This window comes from Guyparkeria hydrothermalis (assembly GCF_023555385.1).
Classification (GTDB): domain Bacteria; phylum Pseudomonadota; class Gammaproteobacteria; order Halothiobacillales; family Halothiobacillaceae; genus Guyparkeria; species Guyparkeria hydrothermalis_A.
The window spans coordinates 1,103,067-1,128,981 of record NZ_JAJSED010000001.1; the positions used below are offsets into that span (position 1 = coordinate 1,103,067).

Here is a 25,915-nt window from a genome sequence, read left to right on the forward strand (position 1 = left end):
CCTCGGTATATACGGTTCGGCCGCCTCGAGGGCGGCCTTGATCCTGACGGGTTGGTCGCGAGCCGCGGGCGATCAGCCCTGCGGGTTCATCAGTTCCTTGAACGGAACCTTCTTCTCGCTGACCTTGGCCTTGCCAAGAATATGCTCGACCGCCTGTTCTTCAAGGACGACGGTACGGGCATTGCTCATCATCTGATGATCGCCCTTGTAGTGGGCAACGACCTGATCCGGCTCGTCGTAGGCCGAGGCGACTTCGTTGATGAAGTCGTCAACGCGCTTGTCGTCCGGCTTGAGGTCGGCGTCCTTGACGACTTCCATGATAACCAGACCCATGCGGACGCGCTTCTCCGCCTGCTCGTTGAACAGGGACGGGTCAAGCTTGCTGGCGTCAGCCTGCGGCATCTGGTTGCGGACGAACTGGTCGCGCATTGACTTGGCCTCTTCCTCGACCAGCGATGCCGGCACGTCGAACTCCAGCGACTCGGTCAGCGCCTCGATGGTGCGGTCCTTGTTGCGGCGACGCGAGGTCTGCTTGAGCTCGCGCTCCATGTTCTCGCGCACGTCCTCGCGCAGCTTGTCGGCCGAATCGGCACCGAACTGCTTGGCGAACTCGTCGTCGACTTCCGGCAGCACCTGCTCCTCGACTTTGGTCGCCTCGATTTCGAACTCGGCGGTCTTGCCGGCGAGATGCTCGGCCTGGTAGTCCTCCGGGAAGTTCACCTCGATGGTGACCGGCTTGCCCGGCTTGATACCCTTCAGGCCCTTCTCGAACTCCGGCAGCATCTGGCCTTCGCCGATGATGACCTCGACGTCCTCGGCCGAACCGCCCTCGAACGCCTCGCCGTCGATCTTGCCGACGAAGTTGATGGTGACCTTCTCGCCCTTGCGCGCCATGTGACGCACGGTCTTCCAGGACGCGTGCTGCTTGCGCAGGGTGTCGATCATCTCGTCGACGTCCTCGTCACCCACTTCGCTGGTCAGGGTCTCGACCTTGAGCTTGGACATGTCGCCCAGCTCGATCTCCGGGTAGACCTCGACCGCGGCGGTGAACTTGAGGTCCTCGCCTTGCTTGTTGTTCTCGATCGACTCGATGCTCGGCTGGCCGGCGACGCGCAGGTCGTTCTCTTCGACCGCCTTCTGGAAGCTCTGGCCCATGATGTCGCCGATGACGTCATCACGAACGCGGGCGGCGTACTGCATCCGGATGACCGACAGCGGCGCCTTGCCCGGACGGAAACCGTCGATGCGCACGCGACCACGCATGTCCTTCAGGCGCTTCTCGACCTGCTCGTCGATCTCGTTGGCGGGAACTTCGATCGCCAGGCGGCGGGTCAGGCCGTCGGCCGGCTGCAATTCAACCTGCATGGATGCGATACCTCAAAAAAACGAATGTCTGTGGTGTTGCTGGCCCTGCCGGCACGCCGGCAGGGCTCATGTTCGGGATCTGGTGCGAGAGGAGAGACTCGAACTCTCACGCCGTCAGGCGCTGGCACCTAAAGCCAGTGCGTCTACCAATTCCGCCACTCTCGCTGGCTAGGGAAGCTGGGCACGAAGGCGCACTTCCCTGACGGTCAAAGCCGGGCAGTATACCGGAGCCGAGGGCGCGCCCAAAGCAGGCCACCCAAACGCGCACCGGACGGGCCCGGCCAATTCAGAACGGCATGCCGGGCATGCGCCCCTTCATGGCGCGCATCATCTTCTTCATGCCGCCGCCGGAAAGCTTCTTCATCATGTCGCGCATGTCGCGGTACTGCTTGAGCAGGCGGTTGACGTCCTGCACCTGCATGCCCGAGCCGTTCGCGATGCGACGCTTGCGCGAGCCCTTGATGATGTCCGGGCGCTGACGCTCGCCGGGGGTCATCGAGTCGATGATGGCGATCATGCGCTTGATGTCCTTGTCGTCGATGTGCTTCTGCGCATCGGCGCCCAGCTTGCCCATGCCGGGCAGCTTGTCCATCAGTCCGCCCATGCCGCCCATCTTCAGCATCTGGCTGAACTGGTCGCGCATGTCCTCGAGCGTGAAGCCCTTGCCGGAACGAACCTTGTCCGCCAGCGCCTTGGCTTTGTCGGCGTCGACCGTCTCCTGGGCCTGCTCGACCAGCGAGACCACGTCGCCCATGCCGAGGATGCGCGAGGCGATCCGATCCGGGTGAAATGGCTCAAGGGCGTCGAGCTTCTCGCCGACACCGAGGAACTTGATCGGCTTGCCGGTGACCTGCCGGACCGACAGTGCGGCACCGCCGCGGGCATCGCCGTCGGCCTTGGTCAGGATCACGCCGGTCAGCGGCAGCTGCTCGTGGAAGGCCTGGGCGGTGTTGGCCGCATCCTGACCGGTCATCGAGTCGACGACGAACAAGGTCTCGATCGGATCGACCGCACCGTGGATACGGGCGACCTCGCCCATCATCTCCTCGTCGACGTGCAGGCGACCGGCGGTATCGACGATCAACACGTCGTAGAACTTGAGCTCCGCCTCGGCGCGGGCGGCCTTGGCGATCTCGACCGGATCCTGATCGCTCGACGAAGGGAAGAAGTCGACGCCGACCTGCTTGGCCACCGTCTCGAGCTGGTCGATCGCCGCCGGACGATAGACGTCCGAGGAAACCACCAGCACCTTCTTTTTCTGATTCTTCTTCAGCCAGCGACCGAGCTTGCCCGCCGTGGTCGTCTTGCCCGCGCCCTGCAGGCCGGCCATCAGGATGACCGCCGGCGGACGGGCGGCGAGATCGAGCTCGGCGTTCTCCGAGCCCATCAGGCGGGTCAGCTCGTCGTTGACGATCTTGACGAACACCTGGCCCGGCTGGAGGCTCTTGGCCACCTCGGCGCCAACCGCCCGCTCGCGCACGTCCTTGATGAACTCGCGCACCACCGGCAGGGCCACGTCGGCCTCCAGCAGTGCCATGCGCACCTCGCGCAGGGCATCCTTGATGTTGTCCTCGGTCAGTCGCCCCTGGCCCTTGAGGCCGTCGAGCAATCCGCCGAGTCGCTTGGAAAGATTGTCAAACATCGCTTGCCACTCTCATCCCGATGCGCCACCGGTCTTCCGACCGGCTGCCCCTTAGGAGGCGGCGCGGCTGGCGCGCTTGCGCTCGTTCTCGGTCAGGTGCTTCTTGCGAATCCGGATGGATTCCGGGGTGACCTCGACCAGCTCGTCATCATCGATGAACTCCAGCGCCTGCTCAAGCGTGTAGCGCTCCGGCGGGGTCAGGGTCAGCGCCTCGTCGGTACCGGCGGCACGGACGTTGGTCAGCTTCTTGCCCTTGAGCACGTTGACGGTCAGGTCGTTGTCGCGGGCGTGGATACCGACCACCTGGCCCTCATAGACCTCATCGCCGTGGCCGATCATCAGGCGACCGCGGTCCTGCAGGTTGAACAGGGCGTAGGCGAGCGCCTTGCCGGTCTCGGAGGCGATCAGTACGCCGTTGATGCGCTGGCCGACCATGCCCGGCTGGTACTTGCCGTAGTGGTCGAACACCGAGAACATCAGGCCGGTGCCCTGGGTCGCGGTCAGGAACTCGGTGCGGAAGCCGATCAGGCCACGCGACGGGATGATGAACTCGAGGCGCACGCGGCCCTGGCCGTCCGGCTCCATGTTGCGCATCTCGCCGCGACGCAGGCCGAGCTTCTCCATCACCGCGCCCTGGTGCTGCTCCTCGATGTCGACGACCAGCTGCTCGTAGGGCTCCTGCTTCTCGCCGTCGACCTCGCGGACGATGACCTCCGGTCGGGAGACGCCCAGCTCGTAGCCCTCGCGGCGCATGTTCTCGATCAGCACCGACAGGTGCAGCTCGCCGCGGCCGGAGACGCGGAACTTGTCCGGGTCGTCGAGCTGCTCGACGCGCAGGGCCACGTTGTGGACCAGCTCGCGGTCGAGGCGCTCGCGGATCTGACGACTGGTGAGGAACTTGCCCTCGCGACCGGCGAACGGCGAGGTGTTGACTTGGAAGGTCATCGAGACGGTCGGCTCGTCGACGGTCAGTGCCGGCAGCGCCTCGACGGCCTCCGGGTCACAGAGCGTGTCGGAGATGTAGAGCGGATCGATACCCGAGAAGGCGATGATGTCGCCGGCCTGGGCGGAATCGACCTCGACGCGGTCCAGACCGTGGAAGCCCATGATCTGCAGGACGCGGCCGTTGCGTACCTCGCCGTCGCGACCGACGACCTTCACCGACGTGTTGGTCGAGACCTTGCCGCGCTTGATCCGGCCGACGCCGATGACGCCGACATAGGAGTTGTAATCGAGGCTCGAGACCTGCAGCTGGAACGGGCCGTCCGGATCGACGTCCGGGGCCGGAACGCGCTCGGCGATCGCCTCGAACAGCGGAGTCATGTCGCCCTCGCGGACGTTCTCGTCCAGGCTGGCGTAGCCGTTCAGGGCCGAGGCGTAGACGATCGGGAAGTCGAGCTGGTCGTCGGTCGCGCCCAGGCGGTCGAACAGGTCGAACACCTCATTGATGACCCAGTCCGGACGCGCGCCCGGACGATCGATCTTGTTGATGACCACGATCGGCTTGAGGCCGTGCTCGAAGGCCTTCTGCGTGACGAAGCGCGTCTGCGGCATCGGGCCGTCGACCGCGTCGACCAGCAGCAGCACGGAGTCGACCATCGACATGACCCGCTCGACCTCGCCGCCGAAGTCGGCGTGGCCCGGGGTGTCGACGATGTTGATGCGCCAGTCCTGTCCCTCGGGGGAGTGCCACTTGATCGCCGTGTTCTTGGCCAGGATCGTGATGCCCCGTTCCTTCTCGATCTGGTTGGAATCCATCACCCGGTCGCCGTGGTCGGCACGGGCATCGAGGGTGCCGGACTGCTGCAGGAGGCGGTCGACCAGCGTGGTCTTGCCGTGGTCAACGTGGGCGATGATGGCGATATTACGGAGATTGGCGATCACGAAAAACGGTCCAAGGGATTGAAATAAGGGCGCGCAGTATAAACACAATTGCCCTTCGGACCGAGGTGAATCTGGAAATCCATCGCCGAATCGGCTCTTCGTCGATGGTCCGTCGGTGGCGTCGGCCGGATGATAAAATGACCGTTACATTCATTCGACATGGCAAGAGGCGCTCCGATGGCCGACCGGCTGGCTTTCACCAAGATGCAGGGACTGGGCAACGACTTCATGGTCATCGATGCCGTGAGTCAGAAGTTCCCGGTCGCGAAATGGCTGACCCCGGAGCGCATCCGTCGTTGGGCAGACCGCCATTTCGGCATCGGCTTCGACCAGCTGTTGCTGATTGAACCGCCGGCCCGACGCCAGTCCGACTTTCGCTACCGCATCTTCAACGGTGACGGCAGCGAAGTGGAACAGTGCGGCAACGGCGCGCGCTGCTTCGCCCGGTTCGTCGCCGAACGCGGGCTGACCGATCGCCGCGAGATCCGGGTGCAGACCGCCGGCGGCCCGATCGTGCTGCACCTGACCGACGACGGCCAGGTCTGTGTCGACATGGGTCGACCGCGCTTCACCCCCGAGGAAATCCCGTTCAAGCCGCCGGTAACCGCGACCGGTTCGCCCTACACGCTGATGCTCAGTGGCCGGCCCGGCGGGCTCGACAAGGTCACCCTCGAGGCGGTCTCCATGGGCAACCCTCACGCGGTAATCCAGGTCGACGACGTGGACGCCTTCCCGGTGGAAGCGGTCGGCCCGGTGGTCGAATCCCATCCGGCCTTCCCGCGGCGGGTGAATGTCGGTTTTGTCGAACAGCAGGCCGACGACCACATCCGGCTGCGGGTTTACGAGCGCGGCGCGGGCGAAACGCTGGCCTGCGGCACCGGAGCCTGCGCGGCAGTCGCTGCCGGCATCCGAGCCGATCGACTGCAGACCCCCTGCCGGGTGGATCTGCCCGGCGGCACGCTGGTCATCGACTGGTCCGGCCGTGAGAGCGACACCTTGTTCATGACCGGTCCGGCCGAATTCGTCTTCGACGGCGAGGTGGTCGTCGAGTCAACTGACTGACCCATGAGCAAGGATTGCCGCCGCGCCGGGGGGCGAGTAAGGTGGAACAAACGCCCGAAGAGGCGCTTGCCAACCGGACACAGAACCCGGAACCAAACACCACGAACATCGCCAAGGGAAATCGCATGAACGAGAACGCGGCCCTCGAACTTGCCGACACGGATGCCACCGCCGAATCTGGCGGGGAGAAACCTACCGCCGAAGCGGTGCTCGACTACCTCCGGGCCCACCCGGAGCTGTTCCTCGACCACCCGGAGATCCTCGACGCCGTCGAACTGCCTGGACCGCCGCAGCCGATCGTTTCGCTGCATCACTGGCAGCTGCGCCGCTGGCGCCATCGCGCCATGAGCCAGAAAAGCGCCCTCGACCAGCTCCACCAGGTGGCAGCCGACAATGCCGAGGCCGACCGCCTCCTGCACCGTTTCTGCCAGACGCTGCTCGGGGCGACCGACCGCTCCACCGCTACGCTGGAACGGCTGATCGGTGAAACCTTCGAGGTCGACGCCTGCCGGGTGGCCCCGCTGAGCGAACTGGACGGTGAGACCCGTGGACAACTGGCCGGCTGGCTGGAGAACCCGGTGCCGCACTGCGGCCGGCTCCACGACACGGTCCGCGAGACACTCTTCGGCGACGCCCTGCCCCAGACCGGATCGGCGGCCCTGATCTCGGTCACAACCGACGGCGACGCCAGCGCGCGCTATATCGTCGCGCTTGGCCGCCGCCTGCCAGACGGCTTCAACCCGGCGCAGGGCACGCATTTCCTCGAGCAGATCGGTGAGCTTGCGGCAGCCTTCCTCAGCCCGTCGGCGGCAAAGGACAACGCCTGACCCACCCATGGGCACCGCCCCGCTGACCACGGCCTTCGACCAGGCCGGCGAGGCGCTCGCCGCCGACCATCGCCTCAACCCGCTCACCCGTAAGGCCTATCAGGCCTCGTGGGCGCGGTTCCGGCGTTATCTCGACGAAAGGGACGTTTCCTCCACCGAGGCGATCGACGACCGCTGCCTGCGCCGTTTTCTCGCCCAACTGTCCCGTGACGACCAGTCGCCCCGCTCCATCGCCCGCCATGTCAGCGCACTCAAGCGTCTGCTGCGATTCTGGCAACGGCTCGATATTCCCTTCACGGCCGATCCCTTGCTGCTCAAGGCCCCGCGCGCCCCGAAGCGCCTGCCGGACGCTCCGGACATCGAGACGGTGACGCGACTGCTCGACAGCGATCCGACCGAGAACAGCAACAACAAATCCTCACCCGCCGCCAGGCGTGCCGACGAGATCCGCCGCAGCCGGGACCACTGCCTGTTCGAGTGGCTCTACGGCAGTGGCCTGCGACTGGCCGAACTCGTGTCGCTCGACCTGACCGATATCGATCTGGCCGCCGGGCAGGCACGCGTTACCGGCAAGCGCGACAAGACCCGCATCGTGCCGGTAGGACGGGCAGCGGCTCGCGCCATGCGCGACTGGCTGTCACAACGGCGGCAATGGGACCGGCAGGGTTCTCCGGCCGTTTTCATCAGCGATCGCGGCCGGCGACTGTCGGCGCGCTCGGTGCAACTGCGCCTGAACCGCGCGAGTCGCCAGGCGGGCCTCGATGCCCCGCTGCATCCACACCAACTGCGCCACGCCTTCGCCACCCACGTGCTCGAGTCCTCAGGCGACCTGCGCGCCGTGCAGGAAATGCTCGGCCACGAAAGCCTGACGACCACGCAGATCTACACCCACCTCGACTTCCAGCATCTGATGAATGTCTACGAGCGCGCCCACCCACGAGCCGCCCGTCGAGACAGCCAGTCCGAGCCGCCCGCCGACGATCAGGGTTGAAAACCCGACCGGTCGCCTACACTGTCCCCGGTTCAGGCGCTCCGGCCCACACCACCTGTTGGACCGGCACGACGCCCATCATCGACTCGCCTAACAATCAATCGGACCGACCCATAACTCCATGGCTCATCACGACGAAACCCTTTACGGCACCACCATCCTCTGCCTGCGCAAGAACGGTCAGACCGTCATCGGCGGCGACGGCCAGGTCACGCTCGGCCATACCGTGGTCAAAGGCAACGCGCGCAAGGTGCGCACGCTCTACAACGGGCAGGTGCTCGCCGGTTTCGCCGGCGCGACCGCGGATGCCTTCACCCTGTTCGAACGCTTCGAGGCCAAGCTGGAAAAATACAGCGGCAACCTGCTGCGCTCGGCCGTGGAGCTGGCCAAGGACTGGCGCACCGACCGGATGATGCGCCGGCTCGAGGCGATGCTGGTGGTGGCCGACCGTGACGCCATGCTCACCATCAGCGGCAACGGCGACGTGATCGAGCCGGAGGATTCGCTGATTGCGATCGGCTCCGGCGGCGCCTACGCCCAGTCGGCAGCCACCGCCCTGATGCGCCACTCGGAACTCCCCGCGCGGGAGACCGTCGAGACGGCACTGCACATTGCCGGCGATATCTGCATCTACACCAATCACAAGCTCACCATCGAAGAACTCGACTGATGAACCTGACACCGACCCAGATCGTCTCGGAACTCGACAAGCACATCGTCGGCCAGAACGCCGCCAAGAAGGCGGTGGCCATCGCCCTGCGGAACCGCTGGCGCCGCCAGCAGGTCGACGAGCCGCTCAAGAGCGAGATCACGCCCAAGAACATCCTCATGATCGGCCCGACCGGCGTGGGCAAGACCGAGATTGCCCGCCGTCTGGCCAAGCTCGCCAACGCGCCGTTCCTGAAGATCGAGGCGACCAAGTTCACCGAGGTGGGCTACGTCGGCCGTGACGTCGAATCGATGATCCGCGACCTGGCCGAGTACGCACTGAAGATGGTGCGCCAGGAGGCCATGGCCGAGGTCAAGGATCGGGCCAAGGTGGCCGCCGAGGATCGCGTGCTCGACGCCCTGCTGCCTGCTCCGCGGGATCCGTGGCAAAGCGACGACAGCCACGGCGAGGAGGCCTACCGCAGCACCCGCGAGAAATTCCGCGACAAGATCCGCCGCGGCGAGCTCGACGAGCGCGAGGTGGAGATCGAACTGCGCCAGGCACCGGCCGGCATCGACGTGATGACCCCGCCGGGCATGGAGGAAATGGCCAGCCAGCTGCGCTCGGTCTTCCAGAACATGGGGCAGGACAAGACTCAGACCCGACGCATGACGGTCGCCGAGGCCCTCGCCGCGCTGACCGAGGAAGAGGCGGCCAACCTCATCAACGAAGAGGAGATCCGCGCCGAGGCGGCCGAGCGCGTCGAGCAGAACGGCATTGTCTTCATCGACGAGATCGACAAGGTCGCCAAGCGCGCCGAGCACGGCGGTGGCGAGGTCTCCCGCGAGGGCGTGCAGCGCGACATGCTGCCGCTTATCGAGGGCTCGACCGTCAACACCAAGGTGGGCATGGTGCGCACCGACCACATCCTGTTCATCGCTTCGGGCGCCTTCCACGTCGCCAGCCCCTCGGACCTGATTCCGGAACTGCAGGGCCGGCTGCCGATTCGCGTCGAACTGCAGGCGCTGTCCAGCGACGACTTCGTGCGCATCCTGACCGAGCCCGATGCCGCGCTCACACGCCAACACACCGCCCTGCTGTCCGCCGATGGCCTCTCGATCGACTTCACCGACGATGCCATCCGACGGATCGCCGAGATCGCCTTCGAGGTGAACCACCGCACCGAGAACATCGGGGCCCGGCGCCTGCACACGGTCATGGAGCACCTGCTCGAGGATCTGAGCTTCGAGGCCGACGGCGAGTCCAAGACCCTGACGCTGGACGCGGACTTCGTCGAGGAGCGCCTGGGCGAGCTGGCGCGCGACGAAGACCTGAGCCGCTACATCCTGTAAGTCGAGGCACGCCATGGCAGACAACCACCCCGCCCCGCGCCAGATCCGTCTGGGCAAGGACCGCCGCTCGCTGAGCCTCGTCTTCCCCGACGGGGCCGCCTTCGATCTCTCCGCCGAGTACCTGCGTGTATTCAGCCCATCGGCGGAGGTGCGCGGTCACGGCGGCGGCGAGATGATGCTGGTGCTCGGCAAGGAGCAGGTGAAGATTCTCGATGTGCAACCGGTGGGCCGGTACGCAGTCAAACTCGTGTTCGACGACGGCCACGACAGCGGTCTGTACGACTGGGGGCTGCTGCGCGAGCTGGGCGATCGGCGCGAGGGGAACTGGACCTATTACCTCGACCGACTGGCATCCGCCGGCATCGAGCGCAACCCGGATCGTGAGGAACCGGCCGGGCCGTACGATGTATTATCGTCATCGAAACCGGCCAAGCCGGACTGAATCGAGACCCCGTTTCCCTGACGAGAGAGCCGACCATGACCGAGAAGACGCACTTTGGCTACCGGGAAGTCCCCCGTGAGGAAAAGTCCCGGCTGGTGGGGTCGGTCTTCGATTCGGTCGCCGGCCGCTATGACCTGATGAACGATGCCATGTCGTTCGGCATCCACCGACTGTGGAAACGGGTGGCGCTCGAATACACCGGCCTCAAGCGTGGCGGCCAGGCGCTCGACCTCGCCTCCGGCACCGGCGACCTCGCCGCGCGCATGGCACGCATCGTCGGCGACACCGGGCTGGTGGTGCTCTCGGACATCAATGCCAGCATGCTCTCGATCGGCCGCGAAAAGCTCGACGAGCAAGGCATCTTCAACAACGTCGAGTACGGGCTGGCCAACGCCGAGGCCCTGCCCTTCGAGAGCAACCGCTTCGACTGCGTCACCATCGGCTTCGGCCTGCGCAACGTCACCGACAAGGCCCGAGCGCTTGCCGAGATGGCCCGCGTGGTCAAACCCGGTGGCCGGGTGGTGATCCTCGAGTTCTCCAAGCCGACCAGCCCGCTGGTCGAGCGCGTCTACGATGCCTACTCCTTCTCCGCGCTGCCGGTCATGGGCAAGCTACTGGCGAACGATGCCGACAGCTACCGCTACCTGGCCGAGTCGATCCGCATGCACCCGGACCAGGAGAACCTCGAGCAGATGATGCTCGACAACGGCTTCGACCACGTCGACGTCCACAACCTCACCTTCGGCGTGGTGGCCATCCACGTGGGCTTCAAGTTTTGAAGCAGCCCCGGCGGAAACGCGGGATCGGCCGCTGGCTGATCCCGCTCGTCGGCGTGGGCGCGTTGTTCGCCGCCCCGCTCGCCTGGTGGATCCACACCTGGACGCCGGGCGAGCAGCCGACCCGTCTGGCTGCCATCGACGTCGCCGACAGCTTCAAGCGCACGCCGCAACTCACCCAGGTGAGCGATCGTGGCGTATTGCGGGTCGCCACCATGATCGAACCCACCCTGTACATTCCGGATAGTTATCGTCCGCAGGGGCTGGAGTACGACCTCACCGGGCGATTCGCCGACCGGCTCGGCGTCGACGTCGAATACCTGGTGGTCCCGAACATCGATGCGGCGTACGAGGCGGTGGCCGAGAACCGCGCCGATCTGGCGGCCGCCGGGCTGGCAATCGACCCGGCACGCCAGGAGCGCTTCGCCTTCAGCCCGCCCTACCTCACCGTGAGCCGCAAGCTGATTCACGCCGTCGATCAGCCGATTCCCTCGGGATTGACCGAGCTCGCCGGTCTGACGGTGGCGGTGCCGGCCGGCTCGGCGAATCGACACTGGCTCGAGCGCATCAGCCGTCAGCCGGGCGCGGTACCGCTGACCATCGAGGAACGGCAGGACAAGCTGGCGATTCTCGAAGGCATTCGCCATGGCGATATCGAATACGCCCTGACCCTGTCCCACACGGCCCTGCTCGCCCACAAGCTCTCCGACGACGTCGCCATCGGCCCGATCGTCGGCCCGCCGGTTTCGCTGGCATGGGCCTTCTCGCGCGAGGCCGACGACTCGCTGCTCAAGGCGGCACGTCGCTTCTTCGCCGAGATCCGCAGTGATCAGCAGCTCCGCGGATTGGTCGATCGTCATTACGCCCAGTTCGAACGGCTCGACGAGTCGCTCTCGCGTCGTTTCCTGCAGGATCTGGAGACCCGCGCCCGCCCCTACCTGCGCACCTTCCGCCGCGCGGGTGAACGCTACGAGATCGACTGGCGGCTGCTCGCCTCGGTGGGCTACCAGGAATCAAAGTGGCAACCGGACGCGGTCTCCCACCAGGGCGCCTACGGGCTCATGCAGATCATCCTGCCCACGGCCCGCGGGCTCGGCCTGACCGACCCCAGCAACCCCACGGCGAACATCATGGCCGGGGCGAAGTACATTGCTCAATTGCGTGAACTGGTGCCGGAGGAAGCCACCGAACCGGATCGCACCTACCTGGCCCTGGCTGCCTACAACGTCGGCATCGGCCACCTGAGTGACGCCCTGGTGCTCACCCGCCGCCAGGGCGGCGACCCCACCCAGTGGGCTGCCGTCCGCGAACGGCTGCCGCAGCTCTCCGACCCGGCCATCTACCGTGACATGCGTTACGGCTACGCGCGCGGCAGCGAGACGGTGAACTACGTCGAGAACATCCGCGCCTTCCACGATCTGATGATCTGGATGGCGACCCGCGAGAACCTCCTCGCCGCGCGACAGTAAGTCGGGCGGGATCAATGCAAAAAGAAAGGCCCGCACCGCCATGCGGTCACGGGCCTTTCTTGTGGGCGGGTTCCAAGCGGCACCCTCTCCACGTCACAACTCGGCGACAATGGCCTCCAGGGCCTTGCCCGGATCGGAAGCGCCGGTAATCGGTCGGCCGATGACGAGGCTGGTCGCGCCCGCCGAGAGCGCCTCTGCCGGCGTCACCACACGACGCTGATCGTCAGCGGCACTCCCCGCCGGGCGCACGCCCGGTGTCACGACCAGCCCGGTCTCGCCCGGGAATACCGCCCGCATGGCCGACGCCTCACGCGCCGAACACACGACCCCGTCAAGTCCGCAGTCAGCCGTGAGACGCGCCAGCCGCTCCACCTGTGCCTCGGCAGTGCCACCGACCCCGATCTCGGCCAGGTCGGCATCCTCCATCGAGGTCAGCACGGTCACCGCAATCAGCCCCGGCGACTCCTCGCCGGCTGGCAGGGCCTCGCGTGCCGCCTCAAGCATCCGGCGCCCACCGCTGGCATGAACGTTCACCAGGGCGACATCCAGATCACGAGCGGCACGACAGGCCTGAGCGACCGTGTTGGGGATGTCGTGGAACTTGAGGTCGAGGAAGACCGGGAAGCCTCGCTCCCGCGCCCAACCCACGACCTGCGGGCCGAAGGCCGTGAATGCCTCCTTGCCGATCTTGATCCCGCACAGCGCCGGATCGAGCGCCTCCATGAGGAAACGGATCCGTGTCTTATCGGCCGCATCCAGCGCCACGTAGATGCGCGGCTGGGGACGATGCGTCGCCATCTCAGTCACCCAGCTTCACGGCAGCGTTGACCCGCTCGCGCAGTTCCTTGCCCGGCTTGAAGTGCGGCACATACTTGGCCCCAAGCGACACGGTCTCGCCGGTCTTGGGGTTGCGCCCCAGGCGCGGGCGACGATAGTTCAGCGAGAAGCTGCCGAAGCCGCGGATCTCGATCCGCTCGCCGGCGCTCAGGGCATCCATCATCTCGTCGAGCATCAGACGCACCGAGGTCTCGATGTCGCGCATGGGCAGGTACTGCTGGCGATCCGCCAGCCGTTCGATCAGTTCCGACTTGGTCATCGGTCAAAACTCCCTTCGGCGCCCCACGATGGGCACGCTTCTGAAATCGGCGGTGGCCGGCCCGAACCGGCCACCCACAAAAAACGCCATCACATAGGATGGCGTTTTCCCAGACTCAAACGAACCGGATTACTCCGACTTGCCGAGCTGTTCCTTGAGCAGGTCGCCCAGAGTCGGCGAGGAGGTGGACGGCTGCTTGTTGAGCTCGTCCATCGCCTCGGCTTCCTCGGCGTGATCCTTGGCGCGGATCGACAGGCTGATCATGCGGTTCTTGCGATCGATACCCATGAACTTGGCCTCGACTTCCTCACCTTCCTTCAGGACGGTTCGGGCGTCGTCGATGCGCTCGCGAGCGATGTCGGAGGCACGGATGTAGCCGTCGATGCCTTCGGCCAGCTCGACCACGCCGCCACGGGCGTCGACTTCACGCAGCGTGCCCTTGACGATGCTGCCCTTCGGGTTCTCGGCCGCCCAGTTGGACAGCGGATCGTCCTCGAGCTGCTTGAGGCCCAGCGAGATGCGCTCGCGCTCCGGATCGATGGCGATGACGACCGCCTCGAGTTCCTCGCCCTTCTTGAACTGGCGAACGGCGTCTTCGCCCGGCTCGCTCCAGGACAGGTCGGAGAGGTGAACCAGACCGTCGATGCCGCCTTCCAGGCCGATGAAGATGCCGAAGTCGGTGATCGACTTGATCTGACCGACGACCTTGTCGCCCTTGGTGTGCGACGCGGCGAAGGCGTCCCACGGGTTCGGCTGGCACTGCTTCATGCCCAGCGAGATGCGGCGGCGATCCTCGTCGATGTCCAGGATCATCACCTCGACCTCGTCGCCGACGTTGACCAGCTTGCCCGGGTTCACGTTCTTGTTGGTCCAGTCCATCTCGGAGACGTGTACCAGACCTTCGACGCCATCCTCGATTTCGACGAAGCAGCCGTAATCGGTGATGTTGGTGACCTTGCCGAACAGACGGGTGCTGGTCGGGTAACGACGGGAGATGTCGTTCCACGGATCCTCGCCCAGCTGCTTGAGGCCCAGCGAAACGCGGTTGCGCTCGCGGTCGAACTTCAGCACCTTGACGTCGATCTCGTCGCCGATGTTGACCATCTCGGACGGATGCTTGACGCGCTTCCACGCCATGTCGGTGATGTGCAGCAGGCCGTCGATGCCGCCGAGGTCCAGGAACGCACCGTAGTCGGTGAGGTTCTTGACGATACCGCGGAGGACCATGCCTTCCTGCAGCTGCTCGAGCAGCGCTTCGCGCTCGGCGCTGTACTCTTCCTCGACAACCGCGCGACGGGATACGACCACGTTGTTGCGGCGCTGGTCGAGCTTGATGATCTTGAACTCGATGTCCTTGCCTTCGAGATACGTGGTATCCCGGATCGGGCGGACGTCGACCAGCGAGCCCGGCAGGAACGCACGGACGTCGCCAAGCTCGACGGTGAAGCCGCCCTTGACCTTGCCGGAAATGCGGCCGGTGACGATCTCGTCTGCCTCGAAAGCCTTCTCCAGCTTCTTCCAGGCGCGGGCACGCAGAGCCTTCTCGCGCGACAGGCGGGTCTCGCCGAAGCCGTCTTCCACGGCATCGAGAGCAACCTCGACCTCATCACCAACGGTGATATTGACTTCGCCGTTCTCGTCACGGAACTGGTCGGTGGGGATGATCCCTTCCGACTTCAGGCCGGCATCGACAGTGACGTAATCGTCGTTGATGTCCACGACCTTGCCGTAGACGATCGAGCCCGCCTGCATGACGGCATTCTGGAGGCTTTCTTCAAAAAGCTGGGCAAAACTTTCAGACATTAATCCGCATTTCCAAAGGGTTGACGACTGGACGTTCCAAAAGCTGTCCGTCGTGGTGAAAAAACACTGGCGTATCCGGTCCCTGGGTTTGCCAGACTCACGGGTTGATGACCGGGCGACATTGCCCGCACAAAAACACGAGTCAACGGCCCCGCCGGGCCGCTACACGTCCTGATCGGCGAGCCGATCCTGGATGTAGCGCCACAGCGTGGCCTCCACCTCGTCGATGGAAAGATCGCTGGAATCAACGACTAACGCATCCTCGGCCGGGCGCAGCGGCGCGACCGATCGATTGCGATCCCGCTCATCCCGTTGGCGGATCTCCTCGACGAGGGCGGTAAAACTAGCATCGAATCCATTCTCGATCAACTGCTTATAACGTCGATCGGCGCGGACCTCGGCACTGGCATCGAGGAATATCTTCGCCGGCGCGTCCGGGAACACCACCGTACCCATGTCGCGGCCGTCGGCGACCAGCCCCGGGGCCTTGGCAAAGTCGCGCTGGCGCTGCAGCAGCGCCTCGCGCACCTCGGGACGGGCGGCGATCTGCGAGGCGATCGCGCCGGTGGTCTCGGTACGCAGTTCGCGGCTGACGTTCTCCTCGTTGAGAAAGACGTTGCCCTCCTCGTCGAAACGACAGGCCAGATGCCGGGCGATGTCGACGATCTCGGGGGCCTGAGGCGCAAGACCTGCCTGCTGGCTGGCCAGGGCAGTCAGGCGGTACAGCGCGCCGGAATCGAGCATGCCGAAGCCGAGTCGCACGGCCAGTCGACGAGCAACGGTGCCCTTGCCCGAACCACTGGGACCATCGATGGTGATGACGGGAACCATGGGACCTCCTTGAGGGAAAATTCAGTGACGCGACAGCTCGAGGCAGCCGCCGAGACGGTTGAACAGCTCGGCAAACCCCGGGAACGAGGTCTCGACGAACTGGCAGTCGTGAATCGTGATCTCGCCGCGCGCCTTCAGGCCGGCCACCGCAAACGCCATCGCGATGCGATGATCGCCCTGAGCGTAGATGGTGGCCGAACCGAACGGCTGCGGCTCACCCCGCCCTTCGATGACCATGCCGTCCTCGGTGGGCGTGGCATCAACACCGAGCTTCTCCAGGCCGTCGGCCATTACCGCGATGCGATCGGATTCCTTAACCCGCAGCTCCTCGGCGCCGGTCAACACCGTCCGCCCCTTCGCGCAGGCGGCGGCAACGAAGATCACCGGAAATTCGTCGATCGCCAGTGGCACCAGCGCCTCGTCGATCTCGATGCCGTGGAGCTCGGCGCTCATGACCCGCAGATCGCCGACCGGCTCGCCACCGACCTCGCGGCGGTTCTCGATTCGGATGTCCGCACCCATCGCCTGGAGGATGTCGATCACCCCGGTGCGGGTCGGATTGAGACCGACGTGGGTCAGCACGACCTCCGAATTCGGCACGATGCTCGCCGCGACCAGGAAGAAGGCCGCCGAGGAAATGTCCGCCGGGACTTCCAACTCACGACCGACCAGACGGCGCTCGGCGGGGTCGGATTGGTCGAGGCAGACACGGGCACCCTCGCGTGCCACGGACACACCCAGCCCCGAGAGCATGCGCTCGGTGTGATCCCGCGTCGGCGCCGGCTCGGTGACGCAGGTGCGTCCCTCGGCGTACAGACCGGCGAGCAGCACGCAGGATTTGACCTGCGCGCTGGCCATCGGCATGGCGTAATCGATCGCCTTAAGGGCTTGCCCGCCACGGATGATCAACGGCGAACGACCTTCCGGACCGGACTCGATCCGCGCACCCATCGCGGTCAGCGGGTCAATCACGCGCTTCATCGGTCGACGCGACAGTGAGGCGTCGCCCTCGAGCACCGAGTCGAACGCCTGTCCGGCCAGGATGCCGGACATCAGACGCATCGAGGTGCCTGAATTGCCCACGTACAGCGGTTTCCCCGGTGCCTTGAGGCCGTGCAGACCCACCCCCTCAATGGTCACCCGGCCGTCGACCGGGTCGCTGATGGACACGCCCATGGCGCGGAAGCAGCGCAGCGTGTTGAGGCTGTCTTCGCCCTCGAGAAAGCCCGTCACCTCGGTGGCCCCCTCGGCGAGCGAGCCGAACATGATCGAGCGGTGTGAGATCGACTTGTCGCCCGGCACGCGCGCCTCGCCCTCGAGGGGCTGGGCGGCGGCCGTGCTGCGGAAGGTCAGGGAAGCGGAATCATGAGCTGCGGTCATGGCGCGGTCATCCGGAGGTTGGACTGAGAGAAAGAATGCGGAGCGGGTCGGCGTCAGCCATCGTCCTGTTCGCCGTCACCGGCCTCGACGACGGGATAGAGCGCGTCGCGCACCGCCTTGGCCTCGGCGAAGTAGCGCTCGATCGCCTCGCCATCGGCAGACGCGAGCATGTCGTGTAGCCCGTCGAGCTCGGCCCGATAGTGATCGAGCATCTGGAGGATCTCGTCGCGGTTGTCGAGGCAGATGTCACGCCACATCACCGGGTCGGAACTGGCAATGCGGGTGAAGTCGCGGAAGCCGCCGGCGGCGTAGCGGAACACCTCGTAACGCTCGGCCAGCCGGGCGAGCGAGGAGACCATGGCGAAGGCCGCTGCATGCGGCAGGTGCGAGGTCGCCGCGAGGACGTGGTCGTGATGGGCGACGTCGAGACGCTCGACGCGGGCGCCCGTCGCCTGCCACATCGCCTCGATGCGGGCGACGTCCTCGGCGCGATTTTCCTCGATCGGGGTCAGGATCACGCGGTGGCCACGGTAGAGCTCCGCCGTGGCCGCCTCGGGACCGCTGCGCTCGCGTCCGGCGATCGGGTGACCCGGCACGAAGCGGGCAAGCTGCTCGGCCGACAGCTGCGCCCGCGCCCGCTCGACCACCGCACCCTTGACGCTACCGCCATCGGTGATCAGGGCATCGTCCGGAAGGACGCCTGCCAGCTCGCCGAGCACCGCGTCCATCGCCTTGACCGGCGTGGCAAGAAAGACGAGATCCGCCCCCTCGACCGCCTCGGCGATCGAATCGGCCGGCCGGTCGATCAGGCCGCGACGCTCGGCGGCCAAGCGGGTCTCGAGGCGCCGGGCGTAACCGACCACCTCACCCACTTCGCCGCGCTCGCGCAGAGCCAATGCCAGCGAGCCGCCGATCAGGCCGGTACCGATCAGTGCGACGCGACGGAACATCATGCCGAGGCGCCCTCCCCGACCAGCCGTTGGAGCACCCGCTCGAGCGCCTCGATGGCGCGGGCGTTCTGCGCCTCAGTGCCGATGGTGATCCGCAGCGCCTGCGAAAGACCGCCACAGGCCTCCATGCCACCGAGCGGGCGGACGATCACGCCCTCGCGTAGCAGGGCCTCGAACACGCGGCCGGCGGCGAACGGCGTGATCACGGTGATGAAATTCGCCCGGCTCGGCACGGTCTGCCAGTCGCGCGCCTCGGCCGCACGCTGCCACTGCGCCAGCCCGATGCGGTTGACCGCCCGACTCTCGGCAATGAACTGGCCGTCGTCCAGGGCCGCCTCGGCAGCACGCAACGCGAGTGCATTGACGTTGAACGGATGGCGGACCCGATCGAGCAGGCTCGCGATCGCGGGATCGCTGACCGCGAAGCCAACCCGCAGGGCCGCCAGGCCGAAGATCTTGGAGAAGGTGCGCGTCACCACGAGATTCGGGTAGTGCGCCAACAGCTCGAGCCCGTCCGGGAAGGCCGGGTCGTCGACGTATTCGGTGTAGGCCTCGTCGAGCACCACGATCACCTCCGGCGGCACGGCATCCAGCAGCGCACGCAGCTGGGCTGACTCGACCCAGGTGCCGGTGGGGTTGTTCGGGTTGGCGAGAAACACCACGCGGGTCTGCTCGTCGACCGCGGCGGCCATCGCCTCGAGATCCGCACCGAAAGGCATCTCCGGATCATCCGCCGGACGGGCAGGCACCACCTTGGCCTCGGCCCCGGCCGCCTGCGTGGCAAGCGCGTAGACCGCAAAGGCGTGCTGGGAGAACACCGCGTTGACACCCGGCTCGAGGTAGGCACGCGCCACCAGCTCGAGGACGTCGTTCGAACCGTTGCCGAGCGTGACCTGTTCGGGACGGACGTCGTAATGCTCGCCGATGGCCCGCTTGAGGTGAAAACCGCTGCCGTCAGGGTAGACGTGCAGGTCTGCAATGCCCTCGTGGAGCGCTTCGATGGCGCGCGGCGACGGACCGAGCGGGTTCTCGTTCGAGGCGAGCTTGACCACCTCCTCGATCCCGTACTCCCGGGCGACCTCTTCGGCGGGCTTGCCCGGCACATAGGGGCTGATTGCCTCGACGCAGGCCCGCGCCTGTCCGCCGGCGAGTCCGTTTGGCGTCTCTGCCATCACTCGCCTCCCGGGTGGCCGATTACCGGCACCGGATAGGAACCCAGCACCCGCAGCTGACCGCAGTGCGGACGCAGTTGCTCGAGCGCCTTGGCGACCTTGGGGTCGTCGCGGTGCCCGGCGATGTCGATGAAGAAGACGTAGTCCCAGACCCGGTCACGTGCCGGCCGGGATTCGATCCGCAGCACGTCGATGCCGGCATCGGACAACGGCACCAGCAGTCGCGAGAGTGCGCCGGGCTCATTGGTCACCGACAGCAGCAGCGCGGTCTTGTCGTTGCCCGAGGGAGCGATCGGTTCGCGACCGAGCACGGCGAAGCGGGTGGTGTTCTGGACGTTGTCCTGGATGTTGGATGCCCGCACCACCAGTCCATGGCGCTCGGCGGCGAATGCCGGCCCCACGGCGAAGACCTCGGGGTCGCGCGCTGCCTGCTGGGCCGCGGCACTGTTGCTGGCCACGGCCATGCGCTCGATACCGGGGAAGTGGGCGTCCAGCCACTCGCGGCACTGCGCCAGCGACTGGGCGTGCGAGACGATCACGCGCGGGGTATCTGGCGCCTCGGGGTGCGCGATCAGCTGCTGGTCGATGCGCAGCGCCACCTCGCCGCAGAGCAGCAGGTCGCTGCCGGCAAGCGAGTCGAGCGTGACCGAGACACTGCCTTCCGTGGAGTTCTCCAGCGGCACCACGCCGTAGTCGACGCTACCGGCCGAGACCGCACGAAAGACCTCGGGAATGCCCGGCTCGAACCGCAACTGCCCGCCGTGACCGAAGGCCTCGACCGCGGCCAGCTCGGAGAACGTGCCGGACGGGCCGAGCGTGGCGATTGCCAGCGGCCGTTCGTGGGCCAGACAGGCCGACATGATCTCGCGGAACAGCCAGGCAACGGTGTCGTCGTCCAGCGGACCGGGATTGAGTTCGCGGATGCGCGAGAGCACCTGCGCCTCGCGCTCCGGACGATAGAAGGACTGCCCCGGGCGATGGTCGGGGTCGCGCTCCTTAATCAACGCGACCTGCTCGGCCAGGCGCGCACGCTGGCTGAGCAGGTCGAGAATCTGCCGATCGATCGAGTCGATCAGCCCGCGGACCTCGTCCAGGCTCTCGGGCAGTGCCGCGTTCGCCGCGGCGTTGGCATCAGTGCCGCCCATGGCCCCGAACGGTGATCAGAGCAGACGCAGGCGCAGGACGCCGTCGATCGCCGCGAGCTCGTCGCGGGTCTCGGCGGGCACCTCGCGGTCGACGTCCAGCAGCGTGTAGGCGACCTGGTCACGCGACTCGTTGACCAAGTGCTCGATATTCACGCCGGACTTGCCGAGGATGTGCGAGATCTGACCGACCATGTCCGGACGGTTGAGGTTGGCGATCGCGATGCGCTGCGCACCGGAACGGGCCATCTGGACGTGCGGCATATTGACCGAGTTCTTGATGTTGCCGTTCTCGATGTAGTCGCGCACCTGGTCGGCGACCATGACCGCGCAGTTGTCCTCGGCCTCGTCGGTGGAGGCGCCCAGGTGCGGCAGGGTCAGGCACTTCGGGTGGTTCTTGGTCAGGTTGGTCGGGAAGTCGCAGACGTAGGACAGCGCCTTGCCGTTGTCCAGTGCATCGACCATGTCCTGCTCGTTGACGATGCCGTCACGGGCGAAGTTGAGGACGACGCAGTTGTCCTTCATGAACGCCAGACGCTCGGCGTTGATCAGGTCCTTGGTCTGCTCCATCAGCGGCACGTGCAGGGAGACGAAGTCGGCCTTGGCCAGCACTTCGTCGACGCTGCCCGCCTGGTGGACGTCCGGGGAAAGCTCCCAGGCGCGCTCGACGCTGATGCCCGGGTCGAAGCCGATCACGCGCATGCCCAGCGCCTTGGCCGAGTTCGCCACGCGCACGCCGATCGCGCCGAGGCCGATGATGCCCAGGGTGCGACCCGGCAGTTCGAAGCCCTTGAAGTTCTTCTTGCCGGCCTCGGTCGCCTTGTGGATTTCCTCGTCACTACCCTCGAGGTTGCGGGCGAAGTCCCAGGCCGGGCCGATGTTGCGGATGGACATCAGCATGCCGGCGATCACCAGCTCCTTGACCGCGTTGGCGTTGGCGCCCGGCGCGTTGAAGACCACCACGCCCTTCTCGGTCATGCGCTCGACCGGAACGTTGTTCACGCCGGCGCCGGCACGGCCGATGGCCAGCAGCGATTCCGGCAGGTCCATGTCGTGCATCTTGGCCGAGCGGACCAGGATGGCGTCGGCGTCGTTCAGCTCGGCGCCGATGTCGTACTGCTCGTTCGGCAGGCGCTCGAGGCCCTTGTTGGAGATGGCGTTGAGGGTGTGAATCTTGTACATGACGGATTCCTTGAAACGGGTGTCTTGCGATTCGGCGAGCGGGGCTCAGCCGTGGCGCTTGGCAAAGTCGTTCATGAAGTGGATCAGCGCGTCGACGCCGGCTTCGGGCATCGCGTTATAGATGCTTGCGCGCATGCCGCCGACCGAACGGTGGCCGTTGAGCGTGACCAGACCCTGGCGACCGGCCTCTTCGAGGAAGGTCTTGTCCAGCGAGTCGTCGGCCAGCATGAACGGCACGTTCATCCAGGAGCGGTAGGCCGGCTCGACCGGGTTGCGGTAGAAGTCGTTGCCGTCGATGGCGGCGTAGAGCTTCTCGGCCTTACGCTGGTTGATCTTGCCCATCTCCTCGAGGCCGCCCTTGGCGAGCAGGTGCTCGAAGACCAGACCCGCCATGTACCAGGCGTAGGTCGGCGGCGTGTTGAACATGGAATCGGCGTCGGCCTGGGTGGCCCAGTCGATCATCGCCGGCGTGTTCTCGCGCGACTTGCCCAGCAGGTCCTCGCGAACGATCACGATGGTCAGGCCAGCCGGACCGATGTTCTTCTGCGCACCAGCGTAGATGACGCCGAACTTGGAGACGTCGATCGGGCGCGACAGGATGGTCGAGGACATATCCGCGACCAGCGGCACGTCACCAGTGTCCGGGATGTAGGGAAACTCGACGCCGGCGATGGTCTCGTTCGGCGTGTAGTGGACGTAGTCGGCATCCGGGGAAAACTGGATCTCGCCCTCGGCCGGCAGCGTGGTGAAGTTGTCCGGCTTGGTGTCGGCGACGACATTGACGTCGACGAAGCGCTTGGCTTCCTTGATCGCCTTGACCGACCAGTGACCGGTGTTGAGGTAGTCGGCCTTGCCCGAACCGTTGCCCAGGTTCAGCGGGATCGCACCGAACTGGGTCGAGGCGCCGCCCTGCAGGAACAGCACCTTGTAGTTGTCCGGGATGTTCATCAGCTTGCGCAGATTGGCTTCCGCCTGCTCGGCGATGCCGACGAAATGCTTGCCACGATGGCTCATTTCCATGACCGACATGCCGGTCCCCTGGTAATCGACCATCTCGTCCCGTGCGCGGGTGAGAACCTCGGTGGGCAACATCGCCGGACCGGCGCTGAAGTTGTAAACGCGAGCCATGACTACTCCTGAACAGAAACAGAAAACAAGCGACCGGGCGATGTCTCGCCCGGTCTATATTCAATCGAGAGCCGCCCGATCAGACGGGGGCTGTAACGGTGTGGCGACGTTCCCTGGCCACGGCGGGGATCACTCCTCCGCGTCTTGTTCCTCGACTTCCTCCTCGTCGCCTTCGTCGTCCATCGCCGTGACCGGCTCGACCTGGACCAAGCGCTCGTCCTTGCCCAGGCGGATGAGGGTCACGCCCTGGGTATTGCGCGACAGGGAGGAAATCTGGGACACCTCGGTGCGCACGAGTGTACCGCGGTTCGAGATCAGAATCACCTCGTCGGCCTCGCGCACGAGCACCGCACCGACCAGCTGGCCGTTGCGCTCGCTAGTGTTGATCGCGATCACGCCCTGCCCGCCGCGGTTGTAGACCGGGAACTCGTCGATGGGCGTGCGCTTGCCGAAACCGTTCTCGGTCGCGGTGAGCACCTCGCCCTCGTCGACCACGATCAGCGAGACGACGTACTGACCGTCCTGCAGTCGGATGCCTCGCACCCCGGCAGCGGTCCGACCCATCGAGCGGACGTCTTCCTCGACGAACCGCGTCGCCTTGCCGGCGTTCGAGAACAGCATGATCTCGCGCGTGCCGTCGGTCAGCGCCGCGCCCACCAGCCGGTCACCCTCGCGCAGGTCGATGGCGATGATGCCGGCCTGACGCGGGCGGGAGAAGTCGACCAGCGGGGTCTTCTTCACCTGGCCATTCTGGGTGGCGAAGAAGATGTAGTGGTCGTCGACAAATTCGCGGACCGGCAGCATCGTATTGATGCACTCGCCGTCCTGCAGCGGCAGGACGTTGACCACCGGCCGGCCGCGGGCGCCACGCGCCCCCTGCGGCAGCTGGTAGACCTTGCGCCAGTAGACCCGGCCGTAATTGGTGAACATCAGCACCCAGGCGTGGGTGCTGGCCACCAAGAGTTGTTCGATGACGTCCTCGTCCTTCATGCGGGTCGAGGCCTTGCCCCGGCCGCCGCGGCGCTGGCTGCGATAGTCGGCCAGCGACTGGGTCTTGATGTAACCCTCACGCGACAGCGTGACCACACGATCCTCTTCGGCGATGAGGTCCTCCATGGAGAGGTCCTCGTAGTCGACGATGATCTCGGTGCGGCGCGGGTCGGCGTACTCGTCCTTGATCCGTAGCAGCTCTTCGCGGATCACCTGCATCAGGCGCTCGTCGGAACGCAGGATGTCCAGCAGGTCGATGATGCGTTCGAGCAGATTGGCGTACTCCTCGACGATCTTGTCCTGCTCCAGGCCGGTCAGGCGGTTGAGGCGCATCTCGAGAATCGCCTGCGCCTGTTCGGGCGAGAGGCGGTAGCTGCCGTCGTCCTGCAGGCCGAACTCGTCGCCGAGGGCCTCCGGACGCGAGGCGGCTGCATCGGCCTTCTCCAGCATGGTGCGGACCACACCCGACTCCCAGGTGCCGTCGAGCAGCTTGGTCTTGGCCTCGGCCGGTGTCGGCGCGGACTTGATCACGGCGATCATCGGGTCGATGTTCGCCAGGGCCACGGCCAGGCCCTCAAGGATATGGGCCCGCTCACGCGCCTTGCGCAGATCGTAGATGGTGCGGCGGGTGACCACCTCACGGCGGTGACGCAGGAAGACGTTAAGGACCTCGCGCAAACCCACCGTACGCGGCTGGCCGTCGACCAGCGCCACCATGTTGATGCCGAAGACGCTCTGCAGCTGGGTCTGCTGGTAGAGATTGTTCAGGAGCACATCGGGCATCTCGCCGCGCTTGCACTCGATCACGACCCGCATGCCTTCCTTGTCGGACTCGTCACGCAGCTCGGCGATACCCTCGATCTTCTTCTCGCGCACCAGCTCGGCGATGCGCTCGATCAGACGGGCCTTGTTGACCTGGTACGGCAGCTCGGTGATGACGATCGAGGTGCGGTCGGTCTTCTCGCTGTCCTCGAACTCGGCGCGGGCGCGCATCACGCAGCGGCCGCGGCCGGTCAGGTAAGCGTCACGCAGGCCGGCCGCGCCATTGATAATGCCGGCGGTGGGAAAATCCGGCGCCGGCACGTAAGCGAGCAGGTCGTCGTCGCTGATTTCCGGCTCGTCGATCAGGGCGACCGTGGCGTCGAGCACCTCGCCGAGGTTGTGCGGCGGGATGTTGGTGGCCATGCCGACCGCAATGCCCGAAGAGCCGTTGACCAGCAGGTTCGGGAACTGGGCCGGCAGCACCTGCGGCTCGGATTCCGAACCGTCGTAGTTGTCGATGAAGTCGACGGTTTCCTTGTCGATGTCGGCGAGCAGTTCGTGGGCAATCTTCGCCATGCGCACTTCGGTGTAACGCATGGCCGCCGGCGCGTCGCCGTCGACCGAGCCGAAGTTGCCCTGCCCGTCGATGAGCATGTTGCGCATGGAGAAGTCCTGCGCCATGCGCACCAGCGCGTCGTAGACCGCGGAGTCGCCGTGCGGGTGGTATTTACCGATGACGTCACCGACGACACGTGCCGACTTCTTGTACGGACGGTTCCAGTCGTTGGACAGCTCCCGCATGGCGTAGAGCACGCGGCGGTGCACCGGCTTCAAGCCGTCGCGGGCATCCGGCAGTGCACGCCCCACGATCACGCTCATGGCGTAATCGAGATAGGACTGCCGCATCTCGTCTTCGAGATTGACCGGGAAGATTTCTGAAGCGAACTGAGTCATTCGAGTGTCCTGGTACCCACGAGTGTCCTGATTGATCCGCGCGAACGCGTCATGCAAGCGACCGGC

Annotated in this window: 22 protein-coding genes and 1 tRNA gene; 8 read left to right on the forward strand and 15 right to left on the reverse strand. The window is 65.9% G+C overall.

Annotated features, from left to right (window positions below; translation table 11 throughout):
• Window positions 1-72 precede the first annotated feature (72 nt).
• The 4 genes from tig to typA all read right to left on the reverse strand — a co-directional run bounded on the left by tig (window position 73) and on the right by typA (window position 4,891).
• On the reverse strand, window positions 73-1,365 hold the full coding sequence (gene tig, locus LV476_RS05080) for a trigger factor (RefSeq protein WP_250074066.1): 1,293 nt from the start codon (window positions 1,363-1,365) through the stop codon (window positions 73-75).
• An 80-nt stretch (window positions 1,366-1,445) separates the two neighbouring features.
• Window positions 1,446-1,530: transfer RNA gene (locus LV476_RS05085), tRNA-Leu, on the reverse strand.
• A gap of 121 nt (window positions 1,531-1,651) precedes the next feature.
• Window positions 1,652-3,007 (reverse strand): signal recognition particle protein, encoded by a 1,356-nt coding sequence (ffh, locus tag LV476_RS05090; RefSeq protein WP_250074068.1) that lies wholly within the window; start codon window positions 3,005-3,007, stop codon window positions 1,652-1,654.
• Window positions 3,008-3,058: 51 nt separating this feature from the next.
• Window positions 3,059-4,891, reverse strand: coding sequence for a translational GTPase TypA (gene typA, locus LV476_RS05095; protein WP_250074070.1), 1,833 nt, complete (start codon window positions 4,889-4,891; stop codon window positions 3,059-3,061).
• Between the two features lie 177 nt (window positions 4,892-5,068).
• Between typA and dapF the strand changes: the two genes are divergently transcribed.
• The 8 genes from dapF (at window position 5,069) to mltF (ending at window position 12,459) form a co-directional block, all read left to right on the forward strand.
• Window positions 5,069-5,953 (forward strand): diaminopimelate epimerase, encoded by an 885-nt coding sequence (gene dapF, locus LV476_RS05100; RefSeq protein WP_349665995.1) that lies wholly within the window; start codon window positions 5,069-5,071, stop codon window positions 5,951-5,953.
• A 125-nt stretch (window positions 5,954-6,078) separates the two neighbouring features.
• Window positions 6,079-6,780, forward strand: a complete 702-nt coding sequence (locus LV476_RS05105; protein WP_250074072.1) for a DUF484 family protein — start codon at window positions 6,079-6,081, stop codon at window positions 6,778-6,780.
• 7 nt (window positions 6,781-6,787) lie between these two features.
• Window positions 6,788-7,771, forward strand: a complete 984-nt coding sequence (locus LV476_RS05110; RefSeq protein WP_250074074.1) for a tyrosine recombinase XerC — start codon at window positions 6,788-6,790, stop codon at window positions 7,769-7,771.
• 121 nt (window positions 7,772-7,892) lie between these two features.
• Entirely contained in the window at window positions 7,893-8,441 is a 549-nt protein-coding gene (hslV, locus tag LV476_RS05115; protein ID WP_058574362.1) for an ATP-dependent protease subunit HslV, read from the forward strand.
• The gene (gene hslU, locus LV476_RS05120) at window positions 8,438-9,772 is read left to right on the forward strand and encodes an ATP-dependent protease ATPase subunit HslU (RefSeq protein WP_284047517.1); all 1,335 of its coding nucleotides are present in this window, start codon (window positions 8,438-8,440) and stop codon (window positions 9,770-9,772) included. Before hslV ends, hslU begins: the two co-directional genes overlap by 4 nt.
• A gap of 13 nt (window positions 9,773-9,785) precedes the next feature.
• Window positions 9,786-10,214, forward strand: coding sequence for a gamma-butyrobetaine hydroxylase-like domain-containing protein (locus LV476_RS05125; protein WP_250074077.1), 429 nt, complete (start codon window positions 9,786-9,788; stop codon window positions 10,212-10,214).
• Between the two features lie 35 nt (window positions 10,215-10,249).
• A complete protein-coding gene (gene ubiE / locus LV476_RS05130; RefSeq protein WP_250074079.1) occupies window positions 10,250-10,993 on the forward strand; it encodes a bifunctional demethylmenaquinone methyltransferase/2-methoxy-6-polyprenyl-1,4-benzoquinol methylase UbiE in 744 nt (247 codons plus the stop codon).
• Window positions 10,990-12,459, forward strand: coding sequence for a membrane-bound lytic murein transglycosylase MltF (gene mltF, locus LV476_RS05135; protein ID WP_250074082.1), 1,470 nt, complete (start codon window positions 10,990-10,992; stop codon window positions 12,457-12,459). Before ubiE ends, mltF begins: the two co-directional genes overlap by 4 nt.
• Before the next feature lie 93 nt (window positions 12,460-12,552).
• Here mltF and pyrF read toward each other — a convergent pair whose 3' ends face one another.
• From pyrF to gyrA, 11 genes are all read right to left on the reverse strand, one after another.
• The gene (pyrF, locus tag LV476_RS05140) at window positions 12,553-13,257 is read right to left on the reverse strand and encodes an orotidine-5'-phosphate decarboxylase (RefSeq protein ID WP_250074083.1); all 705 of its coding nucleotides are present in this window, start codon (window positions 13,255-13,257) and stop codon (window positions 12,553-12,555) included.
• Between the two features lies 1 nt (window position 13,258).
• A complete protein-coding gene (locus tag LV476_RS05145) occupies window positions 13,259-13,555 on the reverse strand; it encodes an integration host factor subunit beta (RefSeq protein WP_250074085.1) in 297 nt (98 codons plus the stop codon).
• Window positions 13,556-13,684: 129 nt separating this feature from the next.
• Complete coding sequence (gene rpsA / locus LV476_RS05150; RefSeq protein WP_250074088.1) at window positions 13,685-15,358, reverse strand: 30S ribosomal protein S1; 1,674 nt, start codon at window positions 15,356-15,358, stop codon at window positions 13,685-13,687.
• Between the two features lie 162 nt (window positions 15,359-15,520).
• Complete coding sequence (cmk, locus tag LV476_RS05155) at window positions 15,521-16,189, reverse strand: (d)CMP kinase (protein ID WP_250074090.1); 669 nt, start codon at window positions 16,187-16,189, stop codon at window positions 15,521-15,523.
• Between the two features lie 21 nt (window positions 16,190-16,210).
• Window positions 16,211-17,569, reverse strand: coding sequence for a 3-phosphoshikimate 1-carboxyvinyltransferase (gene aroA / locus LV476_RS05160; RefSeq protein WP_250074093.1), 1,359 nt, complete (start codon window positions 17,567-17,569; stop codon window positions 16,211-16,213).
• A 53-nt stretch (window positions 17,570-17,622) separates the two neighbouring features.
• The gene (locus LV476_RS05165; protein ID WP_250076257.1) at window positions 17,623-18,519 is read right to left on the reverse strand and encodes a prephenate dehydrogenase; all 897 of its coding nucleotides are present in this window, start codon (window positions 18,517-18,519) and stop codon (window positions 17,623-17,625) included.
• A complete protein-coding gene (gene hisC / locus LV476_RS05170) occupies window positions 18,519-19,691 on the reverse strand; it encodes a histidinol-phosphate transaminase (RefSeq protein WP_250074094.1) in 1,173 nt (390 codons plus the stop codon). The genes LV476_RS05165 and hisC overlap by 1 nt, the downstream gene beginning before the upstream one ends.
• Complete coding sequence (gene pheA, locus LV476_RS05175) at window positions 19,691-20,836, reverse strand: prephenate dehydratase (RefSeq protein ID WP_250074098.1); 1,146 nt, start codon at window positions 20,834-20,836, stop codon at window positions 19,691-19,693. Before pheA ends, hisC begins: the two co-directional genes overlap by 1 nt.
• A gap of 15 nt (window positions 20,837-20,851) precedes the next feature.
• Entirely contained in the window at window positions 20,852-22,015 is a 1,164-nt protein-coding gene (locus LV476_RS05180) for a 3-phosphoglycerate dehydrogenase family protein (protein ID WP_250074100.1), read from the reverse strand.
• 45 nt (window positions 22,016-22,060) lie between these two features.
• A complete protein-coding gene (serC, locus tag LV476_RS05185; protein ID WP_250074102.1) occupies window positions 22,061-23,143 on the reverse strand; it encodes a 3-phosphoserine/phosphohydroxythreonine transaminase in 1,083 nt (360 codons plus the stop codon).
• A gap of 129 nt (window positions 23,144-23,272) precedes the next feature.
• Window positions 23,273-25,849, reverse strand: coding sequence for a DNA gyrase subunit A (gyrA, locus tag LV476_RS05190; RefSeq protein WP_250074104.1), 2,577 nt, complete (start codon window positions 25,847-25,849; stop codon window positions 23,273-23,275).
• Between the last annotated feature and the right edge of the window lie 66 nt (window positions 25,850-25,915).